The sequence below is a fragment of the Mesorhizobium sp. YC-39 genome, assembly GCF_025753795.1.
Classification (GTDB): Bacteria; Pseudomonadota; Alphaproteobacteria; order Rhizobiales; family Rhizobiaceae; genus Mesorhizobium.
The window spans coordinates 386081-408235 of record NZ_JAOWPS010000004.1 but is presented as its reverse complement, the minus strand read 5'-3'; the positions used below and the strand labels follow the sequence as shown (position 1 = coordinate 408235).

Genomic DNA, 22155 nt, shown 5'->3' with positions numbered 1-22155 from the left:
TTTTGCGCCCTGCTCAGTCGTCGTCCTGCCACCTGCGCAGACCCGTCTGGTCATGGTAGGCCATGCGATCCGTTGTGGTGATGAACTCCATCGTCGTGCCCCACGGCATGCGGCAATAGCAGACCTTGTTTCCAAGACCTTTCTCGGTTGCATAGGGGATAGCGCGCGGCGCGGTGAGAGGGGTGCCTCCAGCCTTTTCGAAGCGCTCGACCGATGCGTCGATATCGTCGGTGTAGAGAGCGAAGTGCGTGATGCCAAAGTCGCTCGCCCGGATCGGCTGGGCTTGCTCGGGGCCGTGCATTTCGAAGAGCTCGATATCGGGTCCGGTTCCGATCTTGACCATAGCCTGCGCACGCACGACCGTTCCGGGGAAAGCGCCGACGGCCCGCTCGAATTCGGGTCCCTGCCGCGGCGGATCCTCCGGTCCGAAGGACTGGTAGATCACCTGGCCGCCGAAAGCTTCCACCAGGAACGATTTTGCCGCTTCGATGTCGGGCACCGTGATGCCGATATGATTGACGCCGCGAATGACGGGTGTGGTCATGACAGTTTCCTTTCTTGTTTAGTCGATCCGCCCCGCCCACGACGGCGCGGGCGCAGAGTTTCAATTGGCCTTGAGGAAATCGATCAGAGCGGCCGCGACTTCATCCGGCCGCTCGTCCGCGACATAGTGGCTGCACCGCGCGATCGAGCCGCCCGTTACATTGGTGGCGAACTCCTTGAGCATCGGCACCATCTGCGCGCCGAAGCGCTGGTCCCCACCCAGGCCAAGCACCGGCATGTCGAGCGGCTGCTTCTTGTACTCGAGCGCGGCCGCATGATCGGCGGCGAGGGTGCGATACCATTCCATGCCGCCGCGTGTGCGGCCAGGAAGCGCCATCGCTTTCGCGTAGATCTCGATGTTCGCCGGATTGAAGGTGCTGTGATCGTAGAACCGCTCTGCCATGAAGGTCGAAACATAGTCATATTCACGGCCATGGATCAGGCGCTCGGGCAGATCCCGGTTCATATGGAAGCTGAAGTGCCAGAGCCTGGCGGTTGTCGCCTCCCATCCAGTCCAGCCGGGAAGCGGAACATCAAGGACGGCCAGGTGGGTAACAGCCTCCCGATAGATGGCGGCCTGCGGCAACGCGACCATTCCGCCAATGTCATGGCCGCACACGGCGTAGCGTTCATGCCCAAGGGCAACCATGACCTCGTGCGCGTCGCGCGCCATCGTCGCCTTGTCATAGCCGTCGAGCGGGCAGTCGGAGAAGCCCGCGCCGCGCAGATCGATGGCCACCACGCCGAAATGCTCGGCCAGCAGCGGCATCACATGGTGCCATTCCCACCATGTTTCCGGCCAGCCGTGAAGCAGAAGGATCGGCGGGCCTGAGCCTCCCCTGACGGCGTTGATCTTGATGCCATTCACCGGCACCAGTTGCTGGGTAAACCCCTTCAAAGTTGCGATCATGATCGCATTCCAGTCAGATGTTGACGTTCAAACAGAGCTCGCTGCCAGCGCTCAGGGCTGGTCGAAATCGGTGGCGATCGTGATGTCGCGCCAGGCGTCGATATCGCTGCGGAAGGCAGCCAGCTTTCGCTCGGCGATCGCATGCGCGATCGGGCCGAGCGGCAGATGAAGCGGGGCATCATCGGCGTTGACCGCCTGCAGGATCACCGCGATCGCCTTGTCAGGATCGCCCGCCTGATTGCCGTCACTCGTTTCGCGATAGTGCTTGCGTGAGGTCGCGGCGTATTCCGGCATCTCGTTGGCCGCCATCGTGATCGAACGGCCAAGGAAATCGGTGCGGAACGGCCCAGGCTCGACGATCAGCACGCGGATGCCGAACGGCTTCAGCTCGCCGGCGAGCGCCTCGGAAATCCCTTCCACGGCGAATTTGGCGGCGTTGTAATAACCTCCGCCGCCGCCGCCCGCGATGCCGGCGCCGGACGACATGTTGACGATCGTTCCGCCCGAACGTCGCAGGACGGGCAGGGCGGCTCTGGTGGTTTCGATCAGACCAAAGACATTCACCTCGAACATCGGACGATATTCTTCGGGCGTGCCTTCCTCGATCGCGCCGAACAGTCCGTAGCCAGCATTGTTCACGAGCACGTCAAACCCACCGAATGTCTCGACCGCCTTTGCGACCGCTTCCTTGGCTGCCGCCGCATCCGTCACGTCGAGCGGCAAGGTGATCATGCGGCCGCCGAAAGGCTCGGCCATTTCTTCGGTCGTTTTGACATCGCGGGCCGTCGCGATGACCTGATCGCCGCGCTGTGCTGCGGCGAGCGCGAGCCGCCGGCCAAAGCCGCTTGAGCAGCCTGTGATGAGCCAAGTTTTCATTACATCTTCTCCGAGTTGTTTTCAGACGACGCCAAACTGTCGCCGCCACGAACCGTCATATCGGCCATGATCGACCAGTCCTTGTCGCCGAGGCCCGCCAATACGGCGTTGTTGAGCCCCTCGCGGACAGCTTCAAGCATCGGGAGCGTGCGTCCGATTTTGTTGCTGGCCTCAGTCGCCAGGCGCATGTCCTTGAGCGCGAGCTTGGCTTTGAAACCCGGCTCGAATGATCGCTCCGTGATCTGCGCGCTGTAGCTCTGATAGGCGCGGCCCGAGAACAGGGTGCCCAGGATGAGTTCAAAGAATTCCGCACGGTCGAGGCCGACGCTCTCGGTCAGCACCACACCCTCAGCCATCGCCTCGATAGCCATGGCGATCATCATGTTGCAGGCGAGTTTTGCCGCATTCGCTCGAGCGGGGTTCTCCCCCAACTTCCAGACCTTTTTGCTGAGGCGGGCGAGCAGCGGCTCGATCGCGGCAAGTGCGTCGGCCTTCCCGGCCGCCAGAATGTTAAGCTGGCCACTCGCCGCTACGCTCGGTCGACCGAGGACCGGTGCGGACACATAGCCAAGGCCTGCCTCTTCGTGCAGCAACTCCAGTTCTCGCGCGAAAGCGACCGAGATCGTCGATGTGACAACATGGGTCAGCCCTGATTGCGCGCTTGCGAGCAGGCCGGCATCGAGGATCACCTCCCGAATGGCAGAATCGTCGGACAGCATCGTAAAGACTGCGTCAGCCTGAAAAGCGTCCGCCGGGAGCTCGACAAGCGTCACACCGGGGACGCCATCCTGGGCGACCTTACTCCGATTCCAAGCTCGCACGTCATGGCCTGCCTTCACCAGGTTCAGGGCCATTGCTGAGCCCATACTGCCGAGACCGATAAATCCGATCTGCATGTTCTATCTCCCGTTGTTCAGATGCGAGTTGGGCGCAGGGTCGGACCCGGGCCGCGGGGCGATCGTCAGACCGAGACCCGCGCCGATGAGTTGGCCGGTCGCGATGCCGAAGCCACAGGGGTGGCTTCGGCGCATGGGTCACGAAACTTCCGCAGCCCTGAGCCTGGACATCAGGGCATCGGCTTTATTTGCTCGCCGCTTCGGCGATGACATCGGCGACTTCGCGCGGATGCGAGATGTAAACCGCATGGCTGGCACCGGGCACCTCGGTGACCTTCGCACTTGCCCGCTTGTACATAGACCGCTCCGCCTCGGCGCCGACAGCCATGTCCAGCCCGGCCACGATGCCGTAGCTCGGCTTGGTCTTCCAGGCCGCGTGCTGCGTCTTGGTTCCGAGGATCTTCGCCGAAACCGGCACCTGCGAGTTAGTCATGAAATCCGTCTCGGCCTTGGACAGGTCAGCGGCGAATCCCGCCCGGAACTTCGCGGGATCGAACAGCAGGAAGCCGTCAGAAGTCGGCTTGAACGCGTCCGCGGTCGGACTCGGCCACTTCTCAAACACATCGCCTACGCCCTCGCCAACATCCGGGACGATGGCCGCGACATAGACAAGTGCCGAAACCTTCGGGTCGACGCCGGCTTCGGTGATGATCTGACCACCATAGCTGTGGCCGACGAGGACGACCAGCCCATTTTGCTGCTCGATAGCGCGGTGAACCGCCTGAACGTCATCCGCCAGCGAAGTGTTCGGTTCCTGAACGACCGTGACTTTCAAGCCCTTGGCGACCAGGCGCTCATAAACGCCCCTCCAGCCGCTGCCATCGACCAACGCGCCATGGACCAAAATCACATTTTGGGTCGGCTGCGCGAAAGCGGAGGGCGCGCCGAACACCACTGCAAGAGCCGCAGCACCGAGATAGAGAGACTTGAGAGACATTTGCCGATCCTTCCGAATGACATGAGGTGATACACGAGAGACAGTCCGATGGACCGATGGCAGGAATCTAGGTGCTTAGATTTGTTCTTTAACTGACATAAATGCATTCTCGGTGTTCAGTTTTGTGTGGGTGTGGCGATGGAATGGAGTGACGTCAGAATCTTTCTAGCTGTTGCGCGATCCGGCACGCTCGGCGGCGCCGCGCGTTCTATTCAGGCAAGCCATCCGACCGTCGGCAGGCGCTTGCGCGCATTAGAGCAGGCGATCGGTCACACGCTCTTCCAGCGGACCGCGGACGGTCTTGTCCTGACCGAAGAGGGCCACGGGATCATCGCGCTGGCGGAGCAGATGGAAGAAGGCGCGCTGGCCATGGAGCGCCGGCTTGCGGGGCAAGAGCAGGATCTCAAAGGCAATCTGCGCATTTCATCCGCGGACTGGTTCGGGGCCTATGTCCTGCCTCCCATCCTGGCGGACTTCTCGAAAGCCTACCCCAATGTCGACGTCGAGATTCTGACCGGCACGCGCCTGTTCAACCTCGCCCAGCGGGAGGCCGACGTCGCTTTCCGTATCGTTCCGTTCAACACTGCCGATGTCGTTCAGCGGCGGCTCTTCAGGCTTGAATACGGCGTCTACATCGCCGAGGAGTCGCCTGATCCCAAATATGGCGACGGGACCGGTTTCCGGTTGATTACCCACGATACGTCGACCGGGCAGTTCCCCGATATCGCCTGGCTCATCGAGAGTTTCCCCAATGCGAGACCGGTCCTGCGATCGAACAACCGCAACGTCCAGGGGCGCATGTGCAGGCAAGGGGTCGGGATCGCCGTCCTGCCGCGTATAGTCGGCAATCAGATCTCGGGTATCCGCAGACTGGAACTGCCGACGCCGCCGCCGGCGCGAGACATCTGGATGGGATATCACCGGGACCTACGGCGTCTCCAGCGTCTTCGCGCGTTCATCTCGACGGTATCGGACCATCTCGTGAACGCGACCGCATGATGTGCGGCCCCGGACCGGTGGTTGGCGCATGACAGCGATTGCGACGTCAGGCCACCTCGCGGCAAAGCTCATCGATCACCTGCCAGTGTAAGCCCTGCTCCTTCAGCCCCAGGCTCGCTCATCCTTAGTCAGCACGCCGCAATGTCCGCTCGGACGTTCATGGCCGCAGAACCAGTCGGTCGGCTTCCGGCCCCAAGGCAGACCGCTGTCTTCGGCCAAGTCGGAGCGCCACCAGCAATAATTCGTCCTCCCCCTACTCCCCCAGCGTCGGCTCGGCATTCACCTCCAGCGCCGCTTCCGCCTCATCCTCCTCGCCGAGAACCTCGCCGTGCACCCCCAACGCTCGCCCGATCCAGATCGGGTCGACCAGATGGTCGCGCTTGGGGTTGTTGGGGTGAATGAGGATGCTCAGCCCGCCGTGCTTATCCAACTCAATCACAACTCTTCACCGCCTTCAGCGCTTCGGCACGAGACGGCTTCTCCGCAATCCTTCGAACAGCAGCATAAAACCTTGGATAGTCCCCGCCACACAGGTCGAACAAGCGGAGAAATGCCGGAACCTGTTCGCCGTAGACAGAAGTCGCGGCGAGCTTCGCGTTGTTGATCGGCTGTTCGAACCAGGCGTCATAGCCCCGGTATCCGGCCCAGCGCCTGTCGCGCATGTGCCGGTAGCGCATCCGCATCCTGTCGATCGTCGCTGCCTTGGCGGCCGCCATCTGCTGCGGGGTACGGGGACTTCCATAGACCTGGGCCAACTCGTCGCGCGTTTTCGCCACCAGCTTGAGAAAATCGGCGCTGCGCTTGCGAGCGGCTTCGTAGCGGCGCAATCCGGCCCGATCGCTGGCGGCGCGGAGCCATTTTCTTGTACCGGTGGCTTCGACGGCAACCGCGAAAGCCTCGTTGAATGCGGAATCGCCATCCACATAGAGGCGCTGGTGCGCCAGTTCATGGAAGACAAGGCTTGCGAGATAAATGTCGTCCTGACGAAGCATGGTGCTGAGCAGCGGGTCGCTGGACCAGCCCAGCGTGGAATAGGCGGTGATGCCTGTGACATAGACGTCTAGCCCCTGTCTCTGAAGCTCGACAGCGCTTTCCGTCGCGGATTTCCGGGAGAAGTAACCCCGGTAGGGAACGCAGCCGAAAATCGGAAAGCACCATATTCGTGGCGCGAGCGAGAATTGCGGCGCGGCAAAAACGGCCCATGTCACAGCGTCCCGGTGGATGTCGACATAGCTGCGGTAGCTGCTGTTGTCGGGCAGTGCCAGTTCATCCGTCGCAAACCGTCTTATGGCGCTCGCCGACGTCAGCTTGCTGCGCAATGCCTCAGGTGTCGAAGGATCGCGGATCAGTTTTCCAACATTCTTGCGCGCCGCCATGATCTCCACATGGCCCTCCAGCGACTGCGCGTAATAGGAGATGCTTGTGCAGCCGCTCACTCCGAACGCCATGGTCACCGCGGCAAGTATTCGAAGAACGCGCCTCACCGTTTGCCCACCGCCTGCTCATCTCCCCATGGAGTTCTTGCTCTCACAGGCGCACCGATTTTCGTCAAGCAGACGGTTGTCTTCGGTTAATCGGGCCGCCGCCAGCCTCAAGCCGCCGCGTGTCCGCTCATTCGCCCGCCCAGAGCAGCCGCATATGGCGCTCCCCCACTCCGTCTCGGCTTCGCCGAGCCACCTCTCCCCCACATTCGTGGGGGATGAGGAAACCCAGGCTTTCCAAGGTTGCGACCTTGACGATTATCGTTTCCTCTCCCTCATGTCATGGGGAGAGGTGGCCGCGCAGCGGCCGGAGTGGGGGGCTGGCGCTGCCCTATGCGATTGCCCCGCGTCTTGCAGGACTGGGACAACCGTCTCATTACCACCCTAGTCACCCATGCGCGCCAGCGTGCCGAGATGATTGCCGTCGAGAAATTCCACCGTCATGGCCGACGCCTTGCCGTCGGGGCCGAGCACAAAGCTTACGCCAGACGGCGCGTCCGGCGTCTCGGCGTCCGGATAGGTGACGAACATGTCGCGGTCGAAATGTTCCAGTGAATAGGACCGGGCGCCGCCCGGCCCGACCTTGAGCACAAGGCCGTCGCCCTCACCAGACACAACCGCATCGCCGATGAAGTCGTTGAAATAACGGCCTTTATAGGCGCCGGCCGGCCTGGCCGGACTTGCCGGAGACGGGGGCGCGGCATAGGTGGCCTTGGCGGCGGCGACCGCCGGGCCGAACAGGCTCGCATAGGCATCGTCCCATGCCTTGACCCAGTCCTTCTCGATTTTTCCGTCGAAGGCCATGTCGGCAAAACTCTCGGACAGCCCTTCCGGAACGCCTGTCGAAAAGGCGTTGGCGACAATGACGATACCAAGCTTCTGCTCGGGAAACAGCGTCACCAGCGTGCGGGCACCGACGCTGAAGGCGCCGGCATGGCCCCAGCTCAGCCCGTGCCGGCCGAATTCGACATTCCAGCCGAGGCCGTAGAAGGACTCGCTGCCTGAGACGGGGTTTTTGCCCCGCGTCATCAGGGGAACATGCGTCTCAGCCAGCGCATCGGCGGCAATCAGCGGCTTGTCGTCATAAATGCCGTTGCCGAGCACCAGGCGCACCCATTGTGAGAGATCGCGCGCGGTGGAGCTGACGCCGCCCGCGGGCGCCTGCGCATCCGGATCGCGCTTTATCTTCGCCGCCCAGACGCCATCGACCCTGACATGCAATGCGGCGCGGTTGGCATGCTTGAGGAAATCCGAATAACGCGAACTGGTCGAGGCCATTCCAAGCGGGCGGTAGAGCTTCTCCTCGGCCACCTCTTCCCAGGGCTTGCCTGTCGGCTTCGCGGCCGCGACGGCACCCTCGGTCAATCCGAAATTGCTGTAGGAATAGCCGGCGCGAAAGCTCGACAATGGTGGCACGAAACGCAGCCGATGCAGGATCTCGGCACGGTCATAGCCGATGCCCTCGAGGTCGTCGCCGGCGGTGCCGGGCAGTCCGCTGCGATGCGAGAACAGGTCGCGGACCGTCAGCTCGCTGGTCGGATAGGGCTCGGACAGTCGGAAAGCCGGATCGAGGTCGGCGATTTTGGCATCCCAGGAAACGATCTTCTCGCCGACCAGCGCCGCCACGATCGTTGATGAGACCGGCTTGGAAAGCGAGGCGATCTGGAACACCGTATCGGCGTCGACGGTCTCCGGCTTGCCGGCCTCGCGATGCCCGAACCCTTTGAGAAAGACCACCTTGTCGTCATGGACGACGCCGATGGCGAGCCCCGGCACCCCGCCATCCGCGACGACGCCTTCAGCGAGCGCCTCTAGTTTTGACAAAGCCGCCGCCAACCGGTCGGGCGCAATGTCGTCGGCCGACGCCGCATGCGGCCACAGCATCATGGCAGCGATGAAAGCCCAAATCCGCCAATGGCGCAGAGTCCGGTTCAGTCGCATGGTCGAGCCCCCCTCGGATCGCCTGCATGCACGCGGCCATTTCAGAGCCTGACGCAGGGGAACCTAGCCTGACAACCGGCCCGCAATTCGTCAATGCATGCTGTGGCCAAAGGCGGTTTGCACAGATGTCAAAGCGTGCGTTTGAATGCGGTGACCAGTATATCCCCGCGGCCAAGATCGATGTTGAGGATATCCGAGGCCCACAAATCATATTGCGGGCAGCGTCCGAAGCTGAGCGCCTGATAGAGGGCGACGGCATCCTTCATGAAGTCCGCGGTGTGCAGGCCGACAGTCTCGTGACCCTCCCGGCGCGCGCGATCGATACAGTATTCGATCAAGCTGCGGCCGAAGCCGCGCCCGCGTGCTGACGGATGCACTGCGAGCGTGCGGATGCCTGCCCAGCCTGCCGGCAGTCCGAGCCCTTCGTCGCCGGCCTTCGGGTAGTAGACGACGCTGCCGACGACCTTGCCGGCGCTTTCAAGCACCATGATGTCGCCGTGGCCCTTGTGCTGTTCGAGATCGGCCGAGAGGGCGATGTATTCGAACAGCGCCCGGTCCGTGATCGTGCCCCGATAGGTCTCGAACGCCCTGGCGATCATGACCGAAAGGTCCGAAAGTTCCTTGCCTGTCGCCGGCCTGATGATGGTGGTGTTCTTGTCAAGCATGGTCATGTCAAGCATGTCAGAGTTCCTCGTCTCGTCTTCAGTCCTGGGTGAGCCCCCGGCCTGATCAGCTCGAAGCAGGCGTTGATGGGCAGCAGCGTCAACCCCATCAGGATGAGCGGCAGGGTGCCGATCAGCGAGCCACAGGCCAAGAAGCGTTTGCTCTTCTTGAAACCAGTGACATGATTTCAGCGGCGCACTGAATGAAATTGATCACATTCAAGCCGATCTGGATCGGGATGACGTTGGTTGAATCGTCATCCCGCAACGCTGGCACTTGCTCCGTCAGCGCCCGCGTGATCGCCCAGCGCGTCCATCCTGCTTCATGATGATCTCGCGATGCGGATAGGGGATGCTTATGCCGTTTTGCTTGAACGTGTCCCACAGCGCCAGCAACACCCTGCCGCGCACATTGGTCAGACCTTGCTGAGGGTCGTGGATCCAGAAGCGCAGGACGAAATTCAGCGAGGACTCGCCGAAGTCCGTGAGCCAGCAGACCGGCCGCCGGTCCGCTTCGACCCGGCCGACGCTCATGGCGGCTTCTATCGCCAGTTCACTGACCTGGTGCGGGTCGGCGTCGTAAGAGACGCCGAAATTCACGTCGAGCCGCACGAGGTTGTCGCTGAACGACCAGTTGATGACCCTTTGGGTGATGAAGTCTTCGTTCGGGATCAGGTATTCGCGGCCGTCGCGCGTCACCACCGAGACAAACCGCGCCCGCAATTCGCGCACCCAGCCGAAGGTGCCCTCGAGCGAAATGGTGTCGCCCGGCTTGATCGACTTGTCGACAAGGATGATCACGCCGGAGACGAAATTGGAAACGACCTTTTGCAGCCCGAAAGCCAGGCCGACGCCGACGGCGCCGGAGAATATCGTCAGAGCCGTAAGGTCGAGACCGACGGCAGATAGAGCGATGGCACCCGCCACCAGCACCAGGCCGACCTTTGCGACCTTGCCGACGAGGACGCGGATCGAGGGTGTCAGCTCTTCGGAGATCCGGACGCGCTCATCGATATACTTGCCGACGACCACCGCAAGCCAAACCGTGGCGATCAGCAACAGCGCCGCTTTCAGCACCATGAGAGCCGAAAGGCGAACCGCGCCCACAGGTATCGCGAGGCTGTCCAGGAAAACGGCGGTGTCGTCATCGATGCCCAGGATGACAAGGGCCGCATAGATCCAGGTCAGCCAGCCGAGAACACGCGCGACAAAGCGGTTGCGGATGATGCGCGACAGCACCGACGCGAACAGCCACGCCAGCGATAGCGAGAGCGCGATATAGATGAAATGGCTCCGGCTTGGCCAGGTGACGGCGCGCATCAGCACGAGCGCGGCGAGCAGAAAGATCGTGAACAGGATCCAGTCGGTGCGCCGCAGCAGCGCAACGACGACCCGCAACAGCCCGGGATGCCCCTTGATCTGGCGTGCCCGGTTTTCCAGGAGCGGTTCGATGCGCCGCGCCGCGAGCTTCGCCGCGAGGAAGAGCGCGACGATGATTGCGACCTGATAGAGAAACCACGGCGTGGCGGCATAGTCGAACCATCCGCTGGCCCAGGCCAGCGATCTATCGATGGCGTCGCGAAAATCCATTGCCACACGACCGTTATGGATTGGCGAACATCAACTCGCCATCCACAATGTCGCCGGCCTCGTGAATGGTCAAGCCGACGATCAGCACGCCTTCCGGCGCCGGTGCCTCAACTCCGCAACCCGGGTGCTTCCTGCCCGGTGCGCTCGACATATTCCGTGTAGCCGCCGCCATAGGTGTGAATGCCCTCGGGCGTCAACTCCAGCACCCGGTTCGACAGCGCCGCGAGAAAATGCCGGTCGTGCGAGACGAACAGCATGGTGCCTTCGTATTGCGACAGCGCCGTGATCAGCATCTCTTTGGTGGCAATGTCGAGGTGGTTGGTCGGCTCGTCCAGCACCAGGAGATTGGGCGGATCGAACAGCATCAGCGCCATCACCAGCCGCGCCTTCTCGCCGCCCGACAGCACCCGGCATTTCTTCTCGATCTCGTCGCCGGAAAAGCCGAAGCAGCCGGCAAGCGCCCGAAGCGGCGCCTGGCCTGCCTGTGGAAAGGAATTTTCCAACGTCTGGAACACGGTGCGCTCGCCCTCCAGCACTTCCATGGCGTGCTGGGCGAAATAGCCCATCTTGACGCTCGGGCCCCGCGCCACCGTGCCATTGTCGGGTGCGGCAGCACCTGCCACCAGCTTCAACAGCGTCGACTTGCCGGCGCCATTGACGCCCATGATGCACCAGCGCTCGCGCCGCCGCACCTGGAAGTCCAGCCCCTCATAGATGGTGCGGCTGCCATAGCCCTTGTGGACGTTCTTCAGCGTGACAACATCCTCGCCGCAACGCGGCGCCGGCTGGAACTCGAAATTCACGATCTGGCGGCGCTTGGGTGGCTCGACGCGGTCGATCTTGTCGAGCTTCTTCACCCGGCTCTGCACCTGGGCGGCATGCGAGGCGCGCGCCTTGAAGCGCTCGATAAAAGCGATCTCCTTGGCCAGCATCGCCTGCTGGCGCTCGAACTGCGCCTGCAACTGCTTGTCGGCGATCGCCCGCTGCTGCTGGTAGAACTCGTAATTGCCCGAATAGGCGGTGAGCGAGCCGGCGTCGATCTCGACCACCTTGTTGACGATGCGGTTCATGAACTCGCGGTCATGCGAGGTCATCAGCAGCGCACCGTCATAACCTTTCAGGAACTGCTCCAGCCAGATCAGGCTTTCCAGATCGAGATGGTTGCTCGGCTCGTCGAGCAGCATCACGTCGGGCCGCATCAGCAGGATGCGGGCAAGTGCTACGCGCATCTTCCAGCCGCCGGACAATTTGCCGACATCGCCGTCCATCATTTCCTGGGAAAAGCCAAGACCGTCGAGCACCTCCCGCGCCCGGCCGTCCAGCGTGTAGCCGTCGAGCTCCTCGAAGCGATGCTGCGCCTCGCCATAGCGGGCAATGATGTCGTCCATCTGGTCGGCCTGGTCAGGGTCGCCCATGGCGTGTTCGAGCTCGCGCATCTCGGCCGCTACCGCGCTCACCGGCCCGGCGCCGTTCATCACTTCGGCCACCGCGCTCAGGCCCGCCATGTCGCCGACATCCTGGCTGAAATAGCCGATGGTGACGCCGCGATCGACGGAGACTTGCCCCTCGTCGGGCTGCTCCTCGCCGTTGATCATGCGGAAAAGCGTCGTCTTGCCGGCGCCGTTGGGACCGACAAGCCCGACCTTCTCGCCCTTCTGCAAGGCGGCCGAGGCCTCGATGAAGACGATCTGCCGGCCGTTCTGTTTGCTGATATTCTCGAGACGTATCATGCTTCCACGCGAGGCTTCAGGGGATTTCCCCGCGCCTTACGCGATCGGCCGCGCCAGAGGAAGCCCGCAAATCATGAATACCTGCGCCAAATCGCCCAAAGCCTTGAGGGTCGGTGGACATCGATTGCCTGGCCGAGAATTGGTCACTACCTTGCGGCGATTGCCAGCTCGCAAAGACGGCCATGTCAAATATCGTCTATCCATCCCGGCTGAGGTTAAGAGGCGTCAGCGCAAGGAATCTCGGCCCAAAGTCGAGAAAGGGTCATTCTATTCCGGAAAGCCAGATCCGCGAGGGTTATACCGAGCAGGAAATCCGCTCCGGCATGAAAGTTCTGGATAGCGAGAAAATACTGGAACAGTGGCAGCCGATAAATCCCGCGAGTTTTGCTCTGGCACTGACCCTGGCGATCGGGTGGGACGAGGATATTGGAAGCGATTACTTCGAGGTGTACGTCATCGCCAACCAGATCAGGGATCAGATAAATCTCAACCGGCGCTCGGTCATCTTCGTAGAAGAGTTTGACTGGCCCAGCCTTAAACAAAGCCTCCTCAACATTCTCGATAAATGCGAAGGAAAAAAGTGGAAAGAAAGCGTCCGCGCACTACGAAAACGCTTCGAATGGGAATACGACGGAAACGCTGAGTACGAATCTTGGGTTAAATAATCCCGCTTTTGATCGCAGAGGCTCCGGCGAAGCGAGATCAGCCGCCGTCAGCGTTGCCCGCACCGCCAAAGCTGCCAGCAAATTCGGTGATCAGCTTTTCATATTCCTCCATGGCCGGCAGCGCCTCATAGCTGTGCACGGCTGGCGTGCTGGCCCAGGAGAGTTTTTCGCTTGTCCACGTCTCGACGAACGGCGTGAACCAGCTCGGGTCATCGAGCATGGTCGGGCGCAGATTGACGAACCAGTCGAGCCCCTCCGACCGCGTGAACATCCAGCTCATGCAATAGGGGCAGAAGAAGTGGTGCGAGGCGCCGTGCAGCCCGCCGATTACCGGCTCGCCCTGCGTGACCGCGAACGCCTCCGAGGGAATGGCGGCGCTCAGCGAATAGGCGCTGGCCGACATAAGCTGGCAGCCCGTGCAATGGCAGGCCATGGTCAGCAGCGGCGGCGCGGAAATTTTCAGGCGAACGCGTCCGCAGCGGCATCCGCCTTCGGCAGGCAAGGTCAAGCTTTGCAAGGGTCGTCTCCAACTCTTCACGCGTTGTCGCGCGCTTCAGCCGCCGGTCAACGCGTTCGTCGTCACCACGTTCACGCCGGCCTTGGCAAATTCGGCATTGTGCCGGGCGATGATCTCTCCAGCGGTCTCGCTGGCCGAGTCCATCGTGCTGTGGGCATCGGAAACCACGGTGACGCCCAGTCCCGCAGCCATCGCGCCCATCACTGTGGCCGCCACGCAATGGTCGGTCTGCGCACCGATGAGAACCACCTCGCCGACGCCCTGCCCGGCCACCCATTCGCCAAGCGCTGCATTGCTGAAGGCGTCACCGACGCTCTTGGCGAAGGTCGGCTCGTCCCCGGCCTGGCCGAGCGCTGGCCACACCGGCCAGCCCGGCTCACCGGGCGCCAGCGGATCGCCCTCCGGCCCGTCATGCCTGACAAAGGCGATTTTCCGCCCGCCACGCCGCGCCCATTCGATCAACGCGCCGGCCCGCGCGGCAATGCCTGACGCATCATGGATCGGTGGCTCCGCGACACCGTCAAACATCCCGGTCTGCAGATCAATTACGATGAGCGGCGCGGTGGCCGACGGGCTGGTCTCTAACATGGTTTTTTATAGCACGGGAGCCAGGCCGATCAAGGATCGGGCAGCACTTGCGTGGCTACTGCAAGAGGCCAGAGTTCGAGATACGTAGAAATCCGTTTTTGGCTGCGCTAGCTTGGCCCGCTATTGGCAAAGGGGCGAGTGCATGAAGGAAGAACATACTGTGTTCTTGATCGGCGGCGGCACGGGCGGCGACGAGCAGGCAACGTTTACACTGTACGATATGGGGAAAAAGTGCCGGCTCACCTGTAGCTATCGAAACAAGGTGATCGAGGCCGAGGAGGACGACTATTTCGAAGCCTTGTTCCAGATTCGCCAGCAACTCGAAGTCGATGGGCTGCTGCCCTTTTGTTACGGTGCCAGCGCAAATGTCTATCCCGAAGGCATGGTAATGGAGATGAGCCGCGGACTGACAGTCTGTAAGGTGAAAATGGGCCAGCCGCCTCAGAGAACTGATCTGGTCAACATATTCGACGACGGCTACGACGTGGTGCCTGTGTTCGTACACATGCAACAGCAGTTTTGGGATGCGTGGCTAGCCTCGCTGCCGTCATAGCCGAAAAAGACTTGTCTTGCGCAACCCTGCCCTTCCTTCAAATCTTCACCCAATGCCGCCCATAACCGCATAAGCGCCGGCGACGCGCCCGTCCTCAAGTCGCACGATGGCCGTGACGATCGAGCCGTATGACCCGCGCCAGACGCTGTGGATTCTCCGATGCTCGGCGGCCGAAACCAATGCCCGACCGGTGAAGCGCGCGCCGGCTCGCTGCATGGCGACAGGCTCGCCGTTGACATGGACTTTTACACTCGCAACTCCGGCCTCAGCCGCGTTGCCATCCAGGTCGAGCGTGATGGAAATCTCGTCCCGCCTCTCTCTGTGCCGTGTCTCGACGGCAAGAGTGATAGTGGGCTGCGAGGCATCGATATTGCTGGACGGAAAGCCACCCGTCCGACCGGCAAAGACATCATCCGCCAGGTCCGGCGTGCGCGGCGGCCGGGTGCGGCGCACGGTGGCGCGCTCGAAATCGCCGGCCAGGCGAAGCAGTCTGGTGTCATCATAAGCCTTGCCGGCGAAGGTCAGCCCCACCGGCATGCCGATATCGGCCATCGTCCCCATCGGCACGGTGACGGTGGGAATGCCGAGATGCCGCCACACCAGATTGCCATTGGCGACCCAGGTGCCGTTGCGCCAGGCAAGTGCTGCCGACACCTCGTTGACATCCGCGTCGGCCGGCCCGACATCGGCCACGGCGGAAAACACCACCGCGTCGAGTCCAAGCGCGTCCAGCCAGTCCTCGAAATCGATCCGCCGCGTCGCCTCCAGGCCCTTCAGGCCCTCTTCCAGTGTCGGAATGTCCTTGAACGGCGTCACACTCGCCTTCGCCCGCTCGACATATTCCGCCAGGTCGAAACCATCGTCGCCATAACGGTCCAGCAGCGTACCCGGCGGTTGCGGAAAGATCTTTGGGCCGTCGACCGAGGCGAGATCGGGGAAGGCCGGGTCGGCATTGGCGCGTAGAAAGTCGTCCCAGGCAAAGACGCACAGATCCCAGATTTCGCGTTCGGCGAAATTCCGGGGCACCAGCCCGCGCTCGACCATGTTTTGGGCGCCGGGCCGGTCGCGCTCATAATTGGAGACGACGGGGAAATCGACTTCGACGACATCGGCGCCCAGCCGCCTCAAATCCACAGCCGCCTGCTCCCACAGCGCCAGCACCGAGGCGCGGGTTTCGATCGGTGTGGTCGCTTCCGTATCGCGGCCGATATACATGCGGGGCACGCCGAGCCGCGCACCTTTGAGTGAGCCTTCGAGCCTTAGCCCGGTATAGCGCGGCGGACGCACGGCCGAACTCTTCGGTAGCTCGACCCAGGGCTGCATCCGCCAAAAGTCTCCCCTGGTCTCAGGATCATCCGCCACGATAACGTCGAGCAGTTCGAGCATATCCGCCACGCTGCGCGTATGCGGCACCACCACATCCATGGTCGGCACCAGTGGCCAGTTGCCGCGCACGGAAATGACGCCGCGCGACGGCGTGTAGGCGACCAGCGCATTGTTCGACGCCGGCGCCCTGCCGGACGACCACGTCTCCTCGCCGAGCCCGAAGGCGGCGAAGCTCGCCCCTGTCGCCGTGCCGGAACCGTTGGACGATCCGGAAGCGAAGGCTGCGGTCAGATAATCGGCATTGTAAGGGCTTTCGGCCCGGCCGTAGACGCCGCGCTGCATGCCGCCATTGGCCATCGGCGGCATGTTGGTCAACCCCACCAGCACCGCGCCGCCGGCTCTCAGCCGCGCGATGGTGAAGGCGTCCTCATTGGCGACGAGATGCTCGAAGGCCGGCGAGCCGGCGGCCACCGTCAGGCCTTTCACCTTGTAGCTGTCCTTGGCGGTATAGGGGATGCCGTCCAGTGGCCCGAGCGTCGAGCCGTTCCGGCGGCGCCGGTCAGAGGCGGCCGCTTCCTCGAACATATCAGGGTTGAGCACGGGAACTGCGTTCAGCGCGATGCCGTGGCGGTCGTAATGGGCGATGCGCCTGAGATACGCGCCGACCAGTTCGACGCTCGTGACAGTGCCGTCCTCCAGCGCGCGGCGCAGACCGGCGATCGAGGCTTCGACGATGTGAAACTCGGTCATCACTCCGACCCGTTCAATCCGGCGCGCCAGCAAAAAGCACCACGCCGTCGCCGCCCGCCGCCGGCCATTCCCTGATGGTGCGGTCGTAGCCGCCGGTCAGCACCGTGCCGTCGGCGGCGAAGGCCACTGCGTAGATCGGGCCGGTCTGGCTGTCGAACATGGTGATCTCGTTGCCGCTGTCCATGTCCCACAGCCGCGCCGTGCCGTCGAGCGAACCGGAGAGCAGGCGCTGGCCGTCGGCCGAAAGCACCAGCGCATAGACCGTGCCCGAATGGCCGTCGAAACGCCGGACTTCGCGGCCGCTGTCGAGATCCCACAGCTTGATCGTGTCGTCGCCGCTGCCGGTGACCAGATGATGCCCGTCCGCCGTGAACACCGCGCCATAGGTGCCTTCTTCGTGCCCGCGCCAACTGCGCAATTGCTTGCCGCCGCCGATGTCCCACAGCTTCAGCGTGCCGTCGATGCTGCCGCTGACTGCGCGTGCGCCGTCGGGCGAGACGGCAACGGCGCTGATCGACCAGTCATGCCCGGTCATCACGTGCAGCACGCTGCCCTTCTCGATATCCCAGACGATGACCGTGCCGGTATCGTGGCCGCTGACAGCGCGTTTGCCGTCCGGGCTGATCGCCAGCTTGTTGACGCCGCCATTGCCGCCTGACGAGAAGACATGCAGCACCGCGCCGTCGGAAAGCCGGCGCTGCACGATCTCGCCATCGTCGCCGGCCGTCAGCGCGCTGACGCCACCGGGCATGAACAGCGCTGTCCGCGCCATGTCCTTGTGGACGCCGAGGGTGCGGATCAAGCGCTTGCCACCAATGTCCCAGAGCTTGATCGTGTGGTCGGTGCTGGCGCTCAGGATCGAGTGCCCGTCCGGCGCTACCGCCAGCCAAACGACGGCATCGCGATGGCCATCTGGCTCGGTCGGCAGCGGTGGAGGGGGCTGAGGCAGCGGCGCGACGGTCTCGGGTGGCGAAACGACAGCCGGCGGCGATATCGGGGCTGGCGGGGCAAGCGCGACCTCGGGTGGCTGCACTGGCACTGCGGGCGCGGCAGCAGGCGGCGCCGGCCGGGCCGGCTTGGGCGACGTCTCGGCTGCCTGCTCAGGTGGCGCAGGCGGCGAAGGTGCCGGAACTGGTGCTGCCGCCGGCGGGTTTGCCGGCGCTGGTGCCGGCGGCGCATTGGCGATGTCCTGGCCCTCCGGTTCGCCTGGCGCAACCGCCTCGTCGGGGCTCTTGCCGGACCAGAACCGATCGGCGACCAGCACCAGCAAGGCGACGACAGGCAGAACAAGGAAGACCTGCCGCAGACGCGGCCGGCCGATGTCTTGCGTCTCAGCCGCCCGTCCGAACAACGGCGCTGCGGATGCATGGCTTGGCCGCCCCGGTAACAGGCCGGCCCAAAAAAGCACCGCGGCAACCGCCGAGACGATGCCCGCGGCACCGAAGACAGCCAGACGCACCGAGGTGAAAGCTTCGTCGGCAACCTCGCCGCCATGCGCCAGATACGCCATGGCAAAGCAGGCCGCGCCGATCGCCAGCAGGAGAAGCGCCAGCAGCCTGTCGGCAAATCTGTTCATCGATTCCTCCCCCAAGGCCGGCAGTGGCGGCTGTTTCCCCTTGCGGGAAAGAGTGATTTCAACATCTTGGTCGAGCTTTTCGCAAGACTGATGCAGGTCGTGGTCAGCAGCAGCGACTGGCCCTGATTGGCGCCGCTGGCGCGCCAACCCGGCGGGACCGAGACCGAAAACCGGTAGGTGCCGGGCGAGCGGATTGCGGCCCGGCGCCGGGTCGCTGACATCTTGAAATTGGCGAAGCCGCCATTGTTGCTTCGCTCCGCCGCAATGAAGCCGCCCTGCCCGTCGAACAGCCGCACCATGATGCCGGCCATCGGCCGGTCGGCGAGCCCGTATTTTCGGTCGCCATCGACATCCATGTAGACGAAGGACGAGTAGTTGAGCGTGGTGGTACTCGGCCGCCAATCGGCGCGCACCGCATAGTCGTTCGCGGGATTGGCCCGGCGCCCAGCCTTGCGCCGAAGACGGACTTGCCGCTGCGCCAGCCAGTAGAGAAAAGCCACGCCGAGGACGACTGCGGACACGATCGCGATTTCGACCAGGCCGAAATCACCCATGGGAGCCACTGAATTCAGTCGAGGGCGAGATGTCGATCACTGGGAAACCCATGTTGGCGCTTTGCTGCAGCCTAGCTTGCGCACTGCTCGCTGGACAGATGGCGCAATGAAGGCGCCGACCCGGCGTGGTTGGTGTCGCCCGTCCTCGTCTGGCTTACCACGGAGATCTCTGGGGCAAGCCTTGCCAATTGGCAAACATATGCTATATATTTGCCAGAAAGTGAGATACGCGATGCAGCTTCAGCCTATTATCATCACGCCGGCCGCGGCCGGAGCGGCCGCCATTACCGAGGAAGAAGCCGGCGCCCTGGCGCGCACCACGGTCAATTTGTTCAAGGCCTGGTCGCTTACCGATGGCGAGGCCTGCATCCTTCTCGGCGGCATGTCGCCCCGCACCTGGGCCCGCTGGAAGGAAGGGCTCATCGGCAGGATCGACCGCGATCTCAGGATGAGGATGGCGCACCTGATGGGCATCCACAAAGGCCTGCGCTATTTGTTCAGCGAGCCGTCGCGCGGCTATGCCTGGATCCGCAAGCCCAACGCCGCTTTCGCCGGCCAATCGGCGCTTGATCTCATGCTGCGCGGGGAAATGTCCGATCTTGCCGCGATGCGCGAATGGATCGATGCGGAACGCGGTGCATGGTAAGTGGACTTGCGGTTCGCCGCCACGTTCACTGGCAGCAGACCTTCCGCATTATCCGTTCCATCTACCCGCCGATCGATCTCTTCGAGGATATCGCCGATCCGCGTGACTGGGAGGCGCTTGCCGCCGTCGAGGAAAAGACCAATCCGCGCATCCGGCTCGAGATCGGCGACCTCGGCAAGGTTCCGGCCGCCAGACGGGTTTCCGGCCCAGGCGCGAGCCTGGTGATGGCGCCCTTCGTGCATTGCTCGACCCTGCGGCCGGGCCGCTTCTCGGATGGCAGCTACGGGATCTACTATGCCGGCGACAGCGAAGAGGTCGCGCTCGCCGAGACCATCCATCACCACCAGAAATTCATGCTCGCGACGAAGGAGGAGCCGGGCTGGACGGCAGACTTCCGCGTGCTGATCGGCAGCGTCGACCGGAACCTCGATGACGTCGACGCGGTGCCCGGCGTGCTGGACCCGGACGACTACAGCGCCTCCCAAGCGGAAGGACGTGGCCTCCGCGCGGCCGGAAGCGACGGTCTCACCTGGGCCAGCGTGCGCATATCCGGCGGACGCTGTATCGGCATCTTCTGGCCGGACGTGATCACCATCCCCATCCAGGGGCGCCACTACAGCTATCACTGGAACGGCGCCGGCGTGGATTTCGTGCGCCAGCTCGATACGGGCCGCGTGCTGAGTGTCAGTTGATAGTGAGCGAATAGCGAATAGCGAATAGAAATACTCATTGCAGCCTCGACAGCCGCCCATTCACTATTCGGCATTCACCATCAATTTCACTATTCGCTACTCACTATTCGCTACTCGCTATTCGCTCACTTCAACTCCACCCACACCGGCGCATGGTCGCTGGCGCCGTCCTGCCCGCGCACGTCGCGGTCGATGCCGGCAGCGGTGAGGCGGCGCGCCAGTTTCTTCGACAGCAGTATGTGATCCAGCCGCAGCCCGGCGTCGCGCGGCCAGCGGTTGCGGCGATAATCCCAGAATGTGTAGAGCGTTTCCCTCGGGTATTTCTTGCGCAGCGCATCGAGCCAGCCCTGGTCGAGCAGACGCTGGAACGAAGCCCGGCTTTCCGGCTGCACCAGCGCGTTGTCGTCATAGGAGCGGGTCGGGTAGATGTCGCGCGGCTCGGGCACGATGTTGTAGTCGCCGACCAGCGCCACCGGCAGGCCGGTGTCGAACAGCTCGGCGGCATGCGCCTCCAGCCTGTCGTGCCAGGCCAGCTTATACTGGAACTTCGGGCCGGGCTGCGGGTTGCCGTTCGGCGCATAGAGACAGGCGATGACAATGCCGTTGACCGCCGCCTCGATGTAACGGCTTTGCTTGTCGGTGTCGTCGCCGGGTAAGACATCACGGGTCAGCACGGGTTCCGAACCGCGCGCGAGAATGGCAACGCCGTTCCAGGTCGGCTCGCCCTTCCACACCGCGCCATAGCCGGCATCCGCGAGCGCGGTGCGCGGAAACTGCATGTCCCTCGCCTTGAGCTCCTGCAGGCAGACGACATCGGGTTTGGCCACAGCCAGCCAGGCCAGCAGGTTTTGCAGCCGGCTGTTGATGTTGTTGACGTTGAAGGTGGCGAGTTTCATTTTCTGATGCCGAAGGCGCCCCTCGCTTCGTCATCCTCGGGCTTGACCCGAGGATCCATGCCGTGCCCTCTGCCGTGGAACTCGGCAGGGCAGAATTCTTGACCGTTGCAGCTCTCAGAAGTCACGGCATGGATCCTAGGGTCTGCGCCGCGTCGCTTCGCTCCTTGCTCCGCCCTAGGATGACGAAGCCGTTGTCCACGCCTTCACCCTCTCCGCCAGCGTCTTCAGGTGATCGGCGACGGAAAAGCCCGAGATGGCTTTTCGCGGCTTCAAATCGTGATCGCCGTCTTCCAGCCAGATCACTTCGATCTTGTCGGAGAGCGCGTAGGTCGCGACCTCTTCCTTTGTGCCGAACTCGTCACGCGTGCCCTGGAAGATAAGGGTCGGCGTCTTGAGATCGGCGAGATGCTTTGTCCGCAACTGCGTCGGCTTGGCCGGCGGATGGAACGGATAGCCCAAACAGAGAAGGCCTGCGATTTCGCCCTTGGAGAACATCTCGTCGGCGATCATCGAGGCGACACGCCCGCCCATCGACTTGCCGCCGATAACCAGTGGACCGGTCACGCCCTTCGCCCTGAGGTCGCCGATCGCCTTGATGTATTCCGGGTTCACCGTCTCGGCGCGCGGCGGCGGCTTACGGTGGCCGTAGCGGCGCGCTGCCATATAGTGGAATTCGAAACGCGCGACACGGAAGCCCGCAGTGGCGAGCGCCTTGGCCGTGGCGGCCATCGAGGCCGAGTCCATCGGTGCCCCGGCCCCGTGGGCGAGCAGGATGGCGGTGGCGGCGGTTTCGGGACCGTCGAAGAGGAAGTGGGTCATGGGGCAGT

At 63.2% G+C, this 22155-nt stretch carries 23 protein-coding genes; 5 read left to right on the top strand and 18 right to left on the bottom strand.

Going from position 1 to position 22155, the window contains the following annotated elements; translation table 11 throughout:
- Nucleotides 1-13 precede the first annotated feature (13 nt).
- The 5 genes from OHD62_RS23380 to OHD62_RS23360 all read right to left on the bottom strand — a co-directional run bounded on the left by OHD62_RS23380 (nucleotide 14) and on the right by OHD62_RS23360 (nucleotide 4120).
- Nucleotides 14-544 (bottom strand): VOC family protein, encoded by a 531-nt coding sequence (locus OHD62_RS23380; RefSeq protein WP_263787584.1) that lies wholly within the window; start codon nucleotides 542-544, stop codon nucleotides 14-16.
- Nucleotides 545-604: 60 nt separating this feature from the next.
- The gene (locus OHD62_RS23375) at nucleotides 605-1453 is read right to left on the bottom strand and encodes an alpha/beta fold hydrolase (RefSeq protein WP_263787582.1); all 849 of its coding nucleotides are present in this window, start codon (nucleotides 1451-1453) and stop codon (nucleotides 605-607) included.
- Nucleotides 1454-1504: 51 nt separating this feature from the next.
- Nucleotides 1505-2329, bottom strand: a complete 825-nt coding sequence (locus OHD62_RS23370) for an oxidoreductase (RefSeq protein WP_263787580.1) — start codon at nucleotides 2327-2329, stop codon at nucleotides 1505-1507.
- Nucleotides 2329-3225 (bottom strand): NAD(P)-dependent oxidoreductase, encoded by an 897-nt coding sequence (locus OHD62_RS23365; RefSeq protein ID WP_263787578.1) that lies wholly within the window; start codon nucleotides 3223-3225, stop codon nucleotides 2329-2331. Before OHD62_RS23365 ends, OHD62_RS23370 begins: the two co-directional genes overlap by 1 nt.
- Nucleotides 3226-3409: 184 nt before the next feature.
- Entirely contained in the window at nucleotides 3410-4120 is a 711-nt protein-coding gene (locus OHD62_RS23360; protein WP_263787577.1) for an alpha/beta hydrolase, read from the bottom strand.
- A gap of 180 nt (nucleotides 4121-4300) precedes the next feature.
- On the opposite strand from OHD62_RS23360, the gene OHD62_RS23355 reads away from it, so the two are divergent.
- The gene (locus OHD62_RS23355) at nucleotides 4301-5161 is read left to right on the top strand and encodes a LysR family transcriptional regulator (RefSeq protein ID WP_263787575.1); all 861 of its coding nucleotides are present in this window, start codon (nucleotides 4301-4303) and stop codon (nucleotides 5159-5161) included.
- Between the two features lie 253 nt (nucleotides 5162-5414).
- On the opposite strand, the gene OHD62_RS23350 is transcribed toward OHD62_RS23355, so the two are convergent.
- From OHD62_RS23350 to OHD62_RS23325, 6 genes are all read right to left on the bottom strand, one after another.
- Nucleotides 5415-5600: a hypothetical protein gene (locus OHD62_RS23350; protein WP_263787562.1), complete on the bottom strand. Its 186-nt coding sequence runs from the start codon at nucleotides 5598-5600 to the stop codon at nucleotides 5415-5417.
- Nucleotides 5593-6609 (bottom strand): aminopeptidase, encoded by a 1017-nt coding sequence (locus OHD62_RS23345; RefSeq protein ID WP_263788536.1) that lies wholly within the window; start codon nucleotides 6607-6609, stop codon nucleotides 5593-5595. The genes OHD62_RS23350 and OHD62_RS23345 overlap by 8 nt, the downstream gene beginning before the upstream one ends.
- A gap of 417 nt (nucleotides 6610-7026) precedes the next feature.
- Nucleotides 7027-8583 carry a serine hydrolase gene (locus OHD62_RS23340; protein WP_263787561.1) on the bottom strand — a complete coding sequence of 519 codons (1557 nt, stop codon included), beginning with the start codon at nucleotides 8581-8583 and terminating at the stop codon, nucleotides 7027-7029.
- A gap of 128 nt (nucleotides 8584-8711) precedes the next feature.
- Nucleotides 8712-9263, bottom strand: a complete 552-nt coding sequence (locus OHD62_RS23335; RefSeq protein ID WP_263787558.1) for a GNAT family N-acetyltransferase — start codon at nucleotides 9261-9263, stop codon at nucleotides 8712-8714.
- A 267-nt stretch (nucleotides 9264-9530) separates the two neighbouring features.
- Entirely contained in the window at nucleotides 9531-10835 is a 1305-nt protein-coding gene (locus OHD62_RS23330; RefSeq protein ID WP_263787556.1) for a mechanosensitive ion channel family protein, read from the bottom strand.
- Between the two features lie 107 nt (nucleotides 10836-10942).
- On the bottom strand, nucleotides 10943-12565 hold the full coding sequence (locus tag OHD62_RS23325) for an ABC-F family ATP-binding cassette domain-containing protein (protein ID WP_263787555.1): 1623 nt from the start codon (nucleotides 12563-12565) through the stop codon (nucleotides 10943-10945).
- Nucleotides 12566-12747: 182 nt separating this feature from the next.
- On the opposite strand from OHD62_RS23325, the gene OHD62_RS23320 reads away from it, so the two are divergent.
- The gene (locus tag OHD62_RS23320; protein WP_263787553.1) at nucleotides 12748-13230 is read left to right on the top strand and encodes an immunity 8 family protein; all 483 of its coding nucleotides are present in this window, start codon (nucleotides 12748-12750) and stop codon (nucleotides 13228-13230) included.
- A gap of 37 nt (nucleotides 13231-13267) precedes the next feature.
- On the opposite strand, the gene OHD62_RS23315 is transcribed toward OHD62_RS23320, so the two are convergent.
- Together OHD62_RS23315 and OHD62_RS23310 are read right to left on the bottom strand one after the other, a co-directional pair.
- Nucleotides 13268-13747 (bottom strand): GFA family protein, encoded by a 480-nt coding sequence (locus tag OHD62_RS23315; protein ID WP_263787551.1) that lies wholly within the window; start codon nucleotides 13745-13747, stop codon nucleotides 13268-13270.
- Between the two features lie 36 nt (nucleotides 13748-13783).
- Nucleotides 13784-14335, bottom strand: a complete 552-nt coding sequence (locus OHD62_RS23310; RefSeq protein ID WP_263787549.1) for an isochorismatase family protein — start codon at nucleotides 14333-14335, stop codon at nucleotides 13784-13786.
- Between the two features lie 142 nt (nucleotides 14336-14477).
- Between OHD62_RS23310 and OHD62_RS23305 the strand changes: the two genes are divergently transcribed.
- Nucleotides 14478-14888 carry a hypothetical protein gene (locus OHD62_RS23305; protein WP_263787542.1) on the top strand — a complete coding sequence of 137 codons (411 nt, stop codon included), beginning with the start codon at nucleotides 14478-14480 and terminating at the stop codon, nucleotides 14886-14888.
- Nucleotides 14889-14933: 45 nt separating this feature from the next.
- Here OHD62_RS23305 and OHD62_RS23300 read toward each other — a convergent pair whose 3' ends face one another.
- From OHD62_RS23300 to OHD62_RS23290, 3 genes are read right to left on the bottom strand one after another with little or no spacing between them, the layout of a single operon-like run.
- On the bottom strand, nucleotides 14934-16964 hold the full coding sequence (locus OHD62_RS23300; protein ID WP_263787534.1) for an amidase: 2031 nt from the start codon (nucleotides 16962-16964) through the stop codon (nucleotides 14934-14936).
- Nucleotides 16965-16977: 13 nt separating this feature from the next.
- A complete protein-coding gene (locus tag OHD62_RS23295; RefSeq protein WP_263787533.1) occupies nucleotides 16978-18540 on the bottom strand; it encodes a WD40 repeat domain-containing protein in 1563 nt (520 codons plus the stop codon).
- A complete protein-coding gene (locus tag OHD62_RS23290; RefSeq protein ID WP_263787531.1) occupies nucleotides 18537-19094 on the bottom strand; it encodes a hypothetical protein in 558 nt (185 codons plus the stop codon). The genes OHD62_RS23295 and OHD62_RS23290 overlap by 4 nt, the downstream gene beginning before the upstream one ends.
- Before the next feature lie 232 nt (nucleotides 19095-19326).
- Between OHD62_RS23290 and OHD62_RS23285 the strand changes: the two genes are divergently transcribed.
- The gene (locus OHD62_RS23285) at nucleotides 19327-19740 is read left to right on the top strand and encodes an MbcA/ParS/Xre antitoxin family protein (RefSeq protein WP_263787528.1); all 414 of its coding nucleotides are present in this window, start codon (nucleotides 19327-19329) and stop codon (nucleotides 19738-19740) included.
- Nucleotides 19734-20432 carry an RES family NAD+ phosphorylase gene (locus OHD62_RS23280; RefSeq protein WP_263787526.1) on the top strand — a complete coding sequence of 233 codons (699 nt, stop codon included), beginning with the start codon at nucleotides 19734-19736 and terminating at the stop codon, nucleotides 20430-20432. The genes OHD62_RS23285 and OHD62_RS23280 overlap by 7 nt, the downstream gene beginning before the upstream one ends.
- A 125-nt stretch (nucleotides 20433-20557) precedes the next feature.
- Here OHD62_RS23280 and OHD62_RS23275 read toward each other — a convergent pair whose 3' ends face one another.
- Nucleotides 20558-21328 carry an exodeoxyribonuclease III gene (locus OHD62_RS23275; protein ID WP_263787524.1) on the bottom strand — a complete coding sequence of 257 codons (771 nt, stop codon included), beginning with the start codon at nucleotides 21326-21328 and terminating at the stop codon, nucleotides 20558-20560.
- 174 nt (nucleotides 21329-21502) lie between these two features.
- The gene (locus tag OHD62_RS23270; RefSeq protein WP_263787522.1) at nucleotides 21503-22147 is read right to left on the bottom strand and encodes an alpha/beta family hydrolase; all 645 of its coding nucleotides are present in this window, start codon (nucleotides 22145-22147) and stop codon (nucleotides 21503-21505) included.
- Nucleotides 22148-22155: the final 8 nt, after the last annotated feature.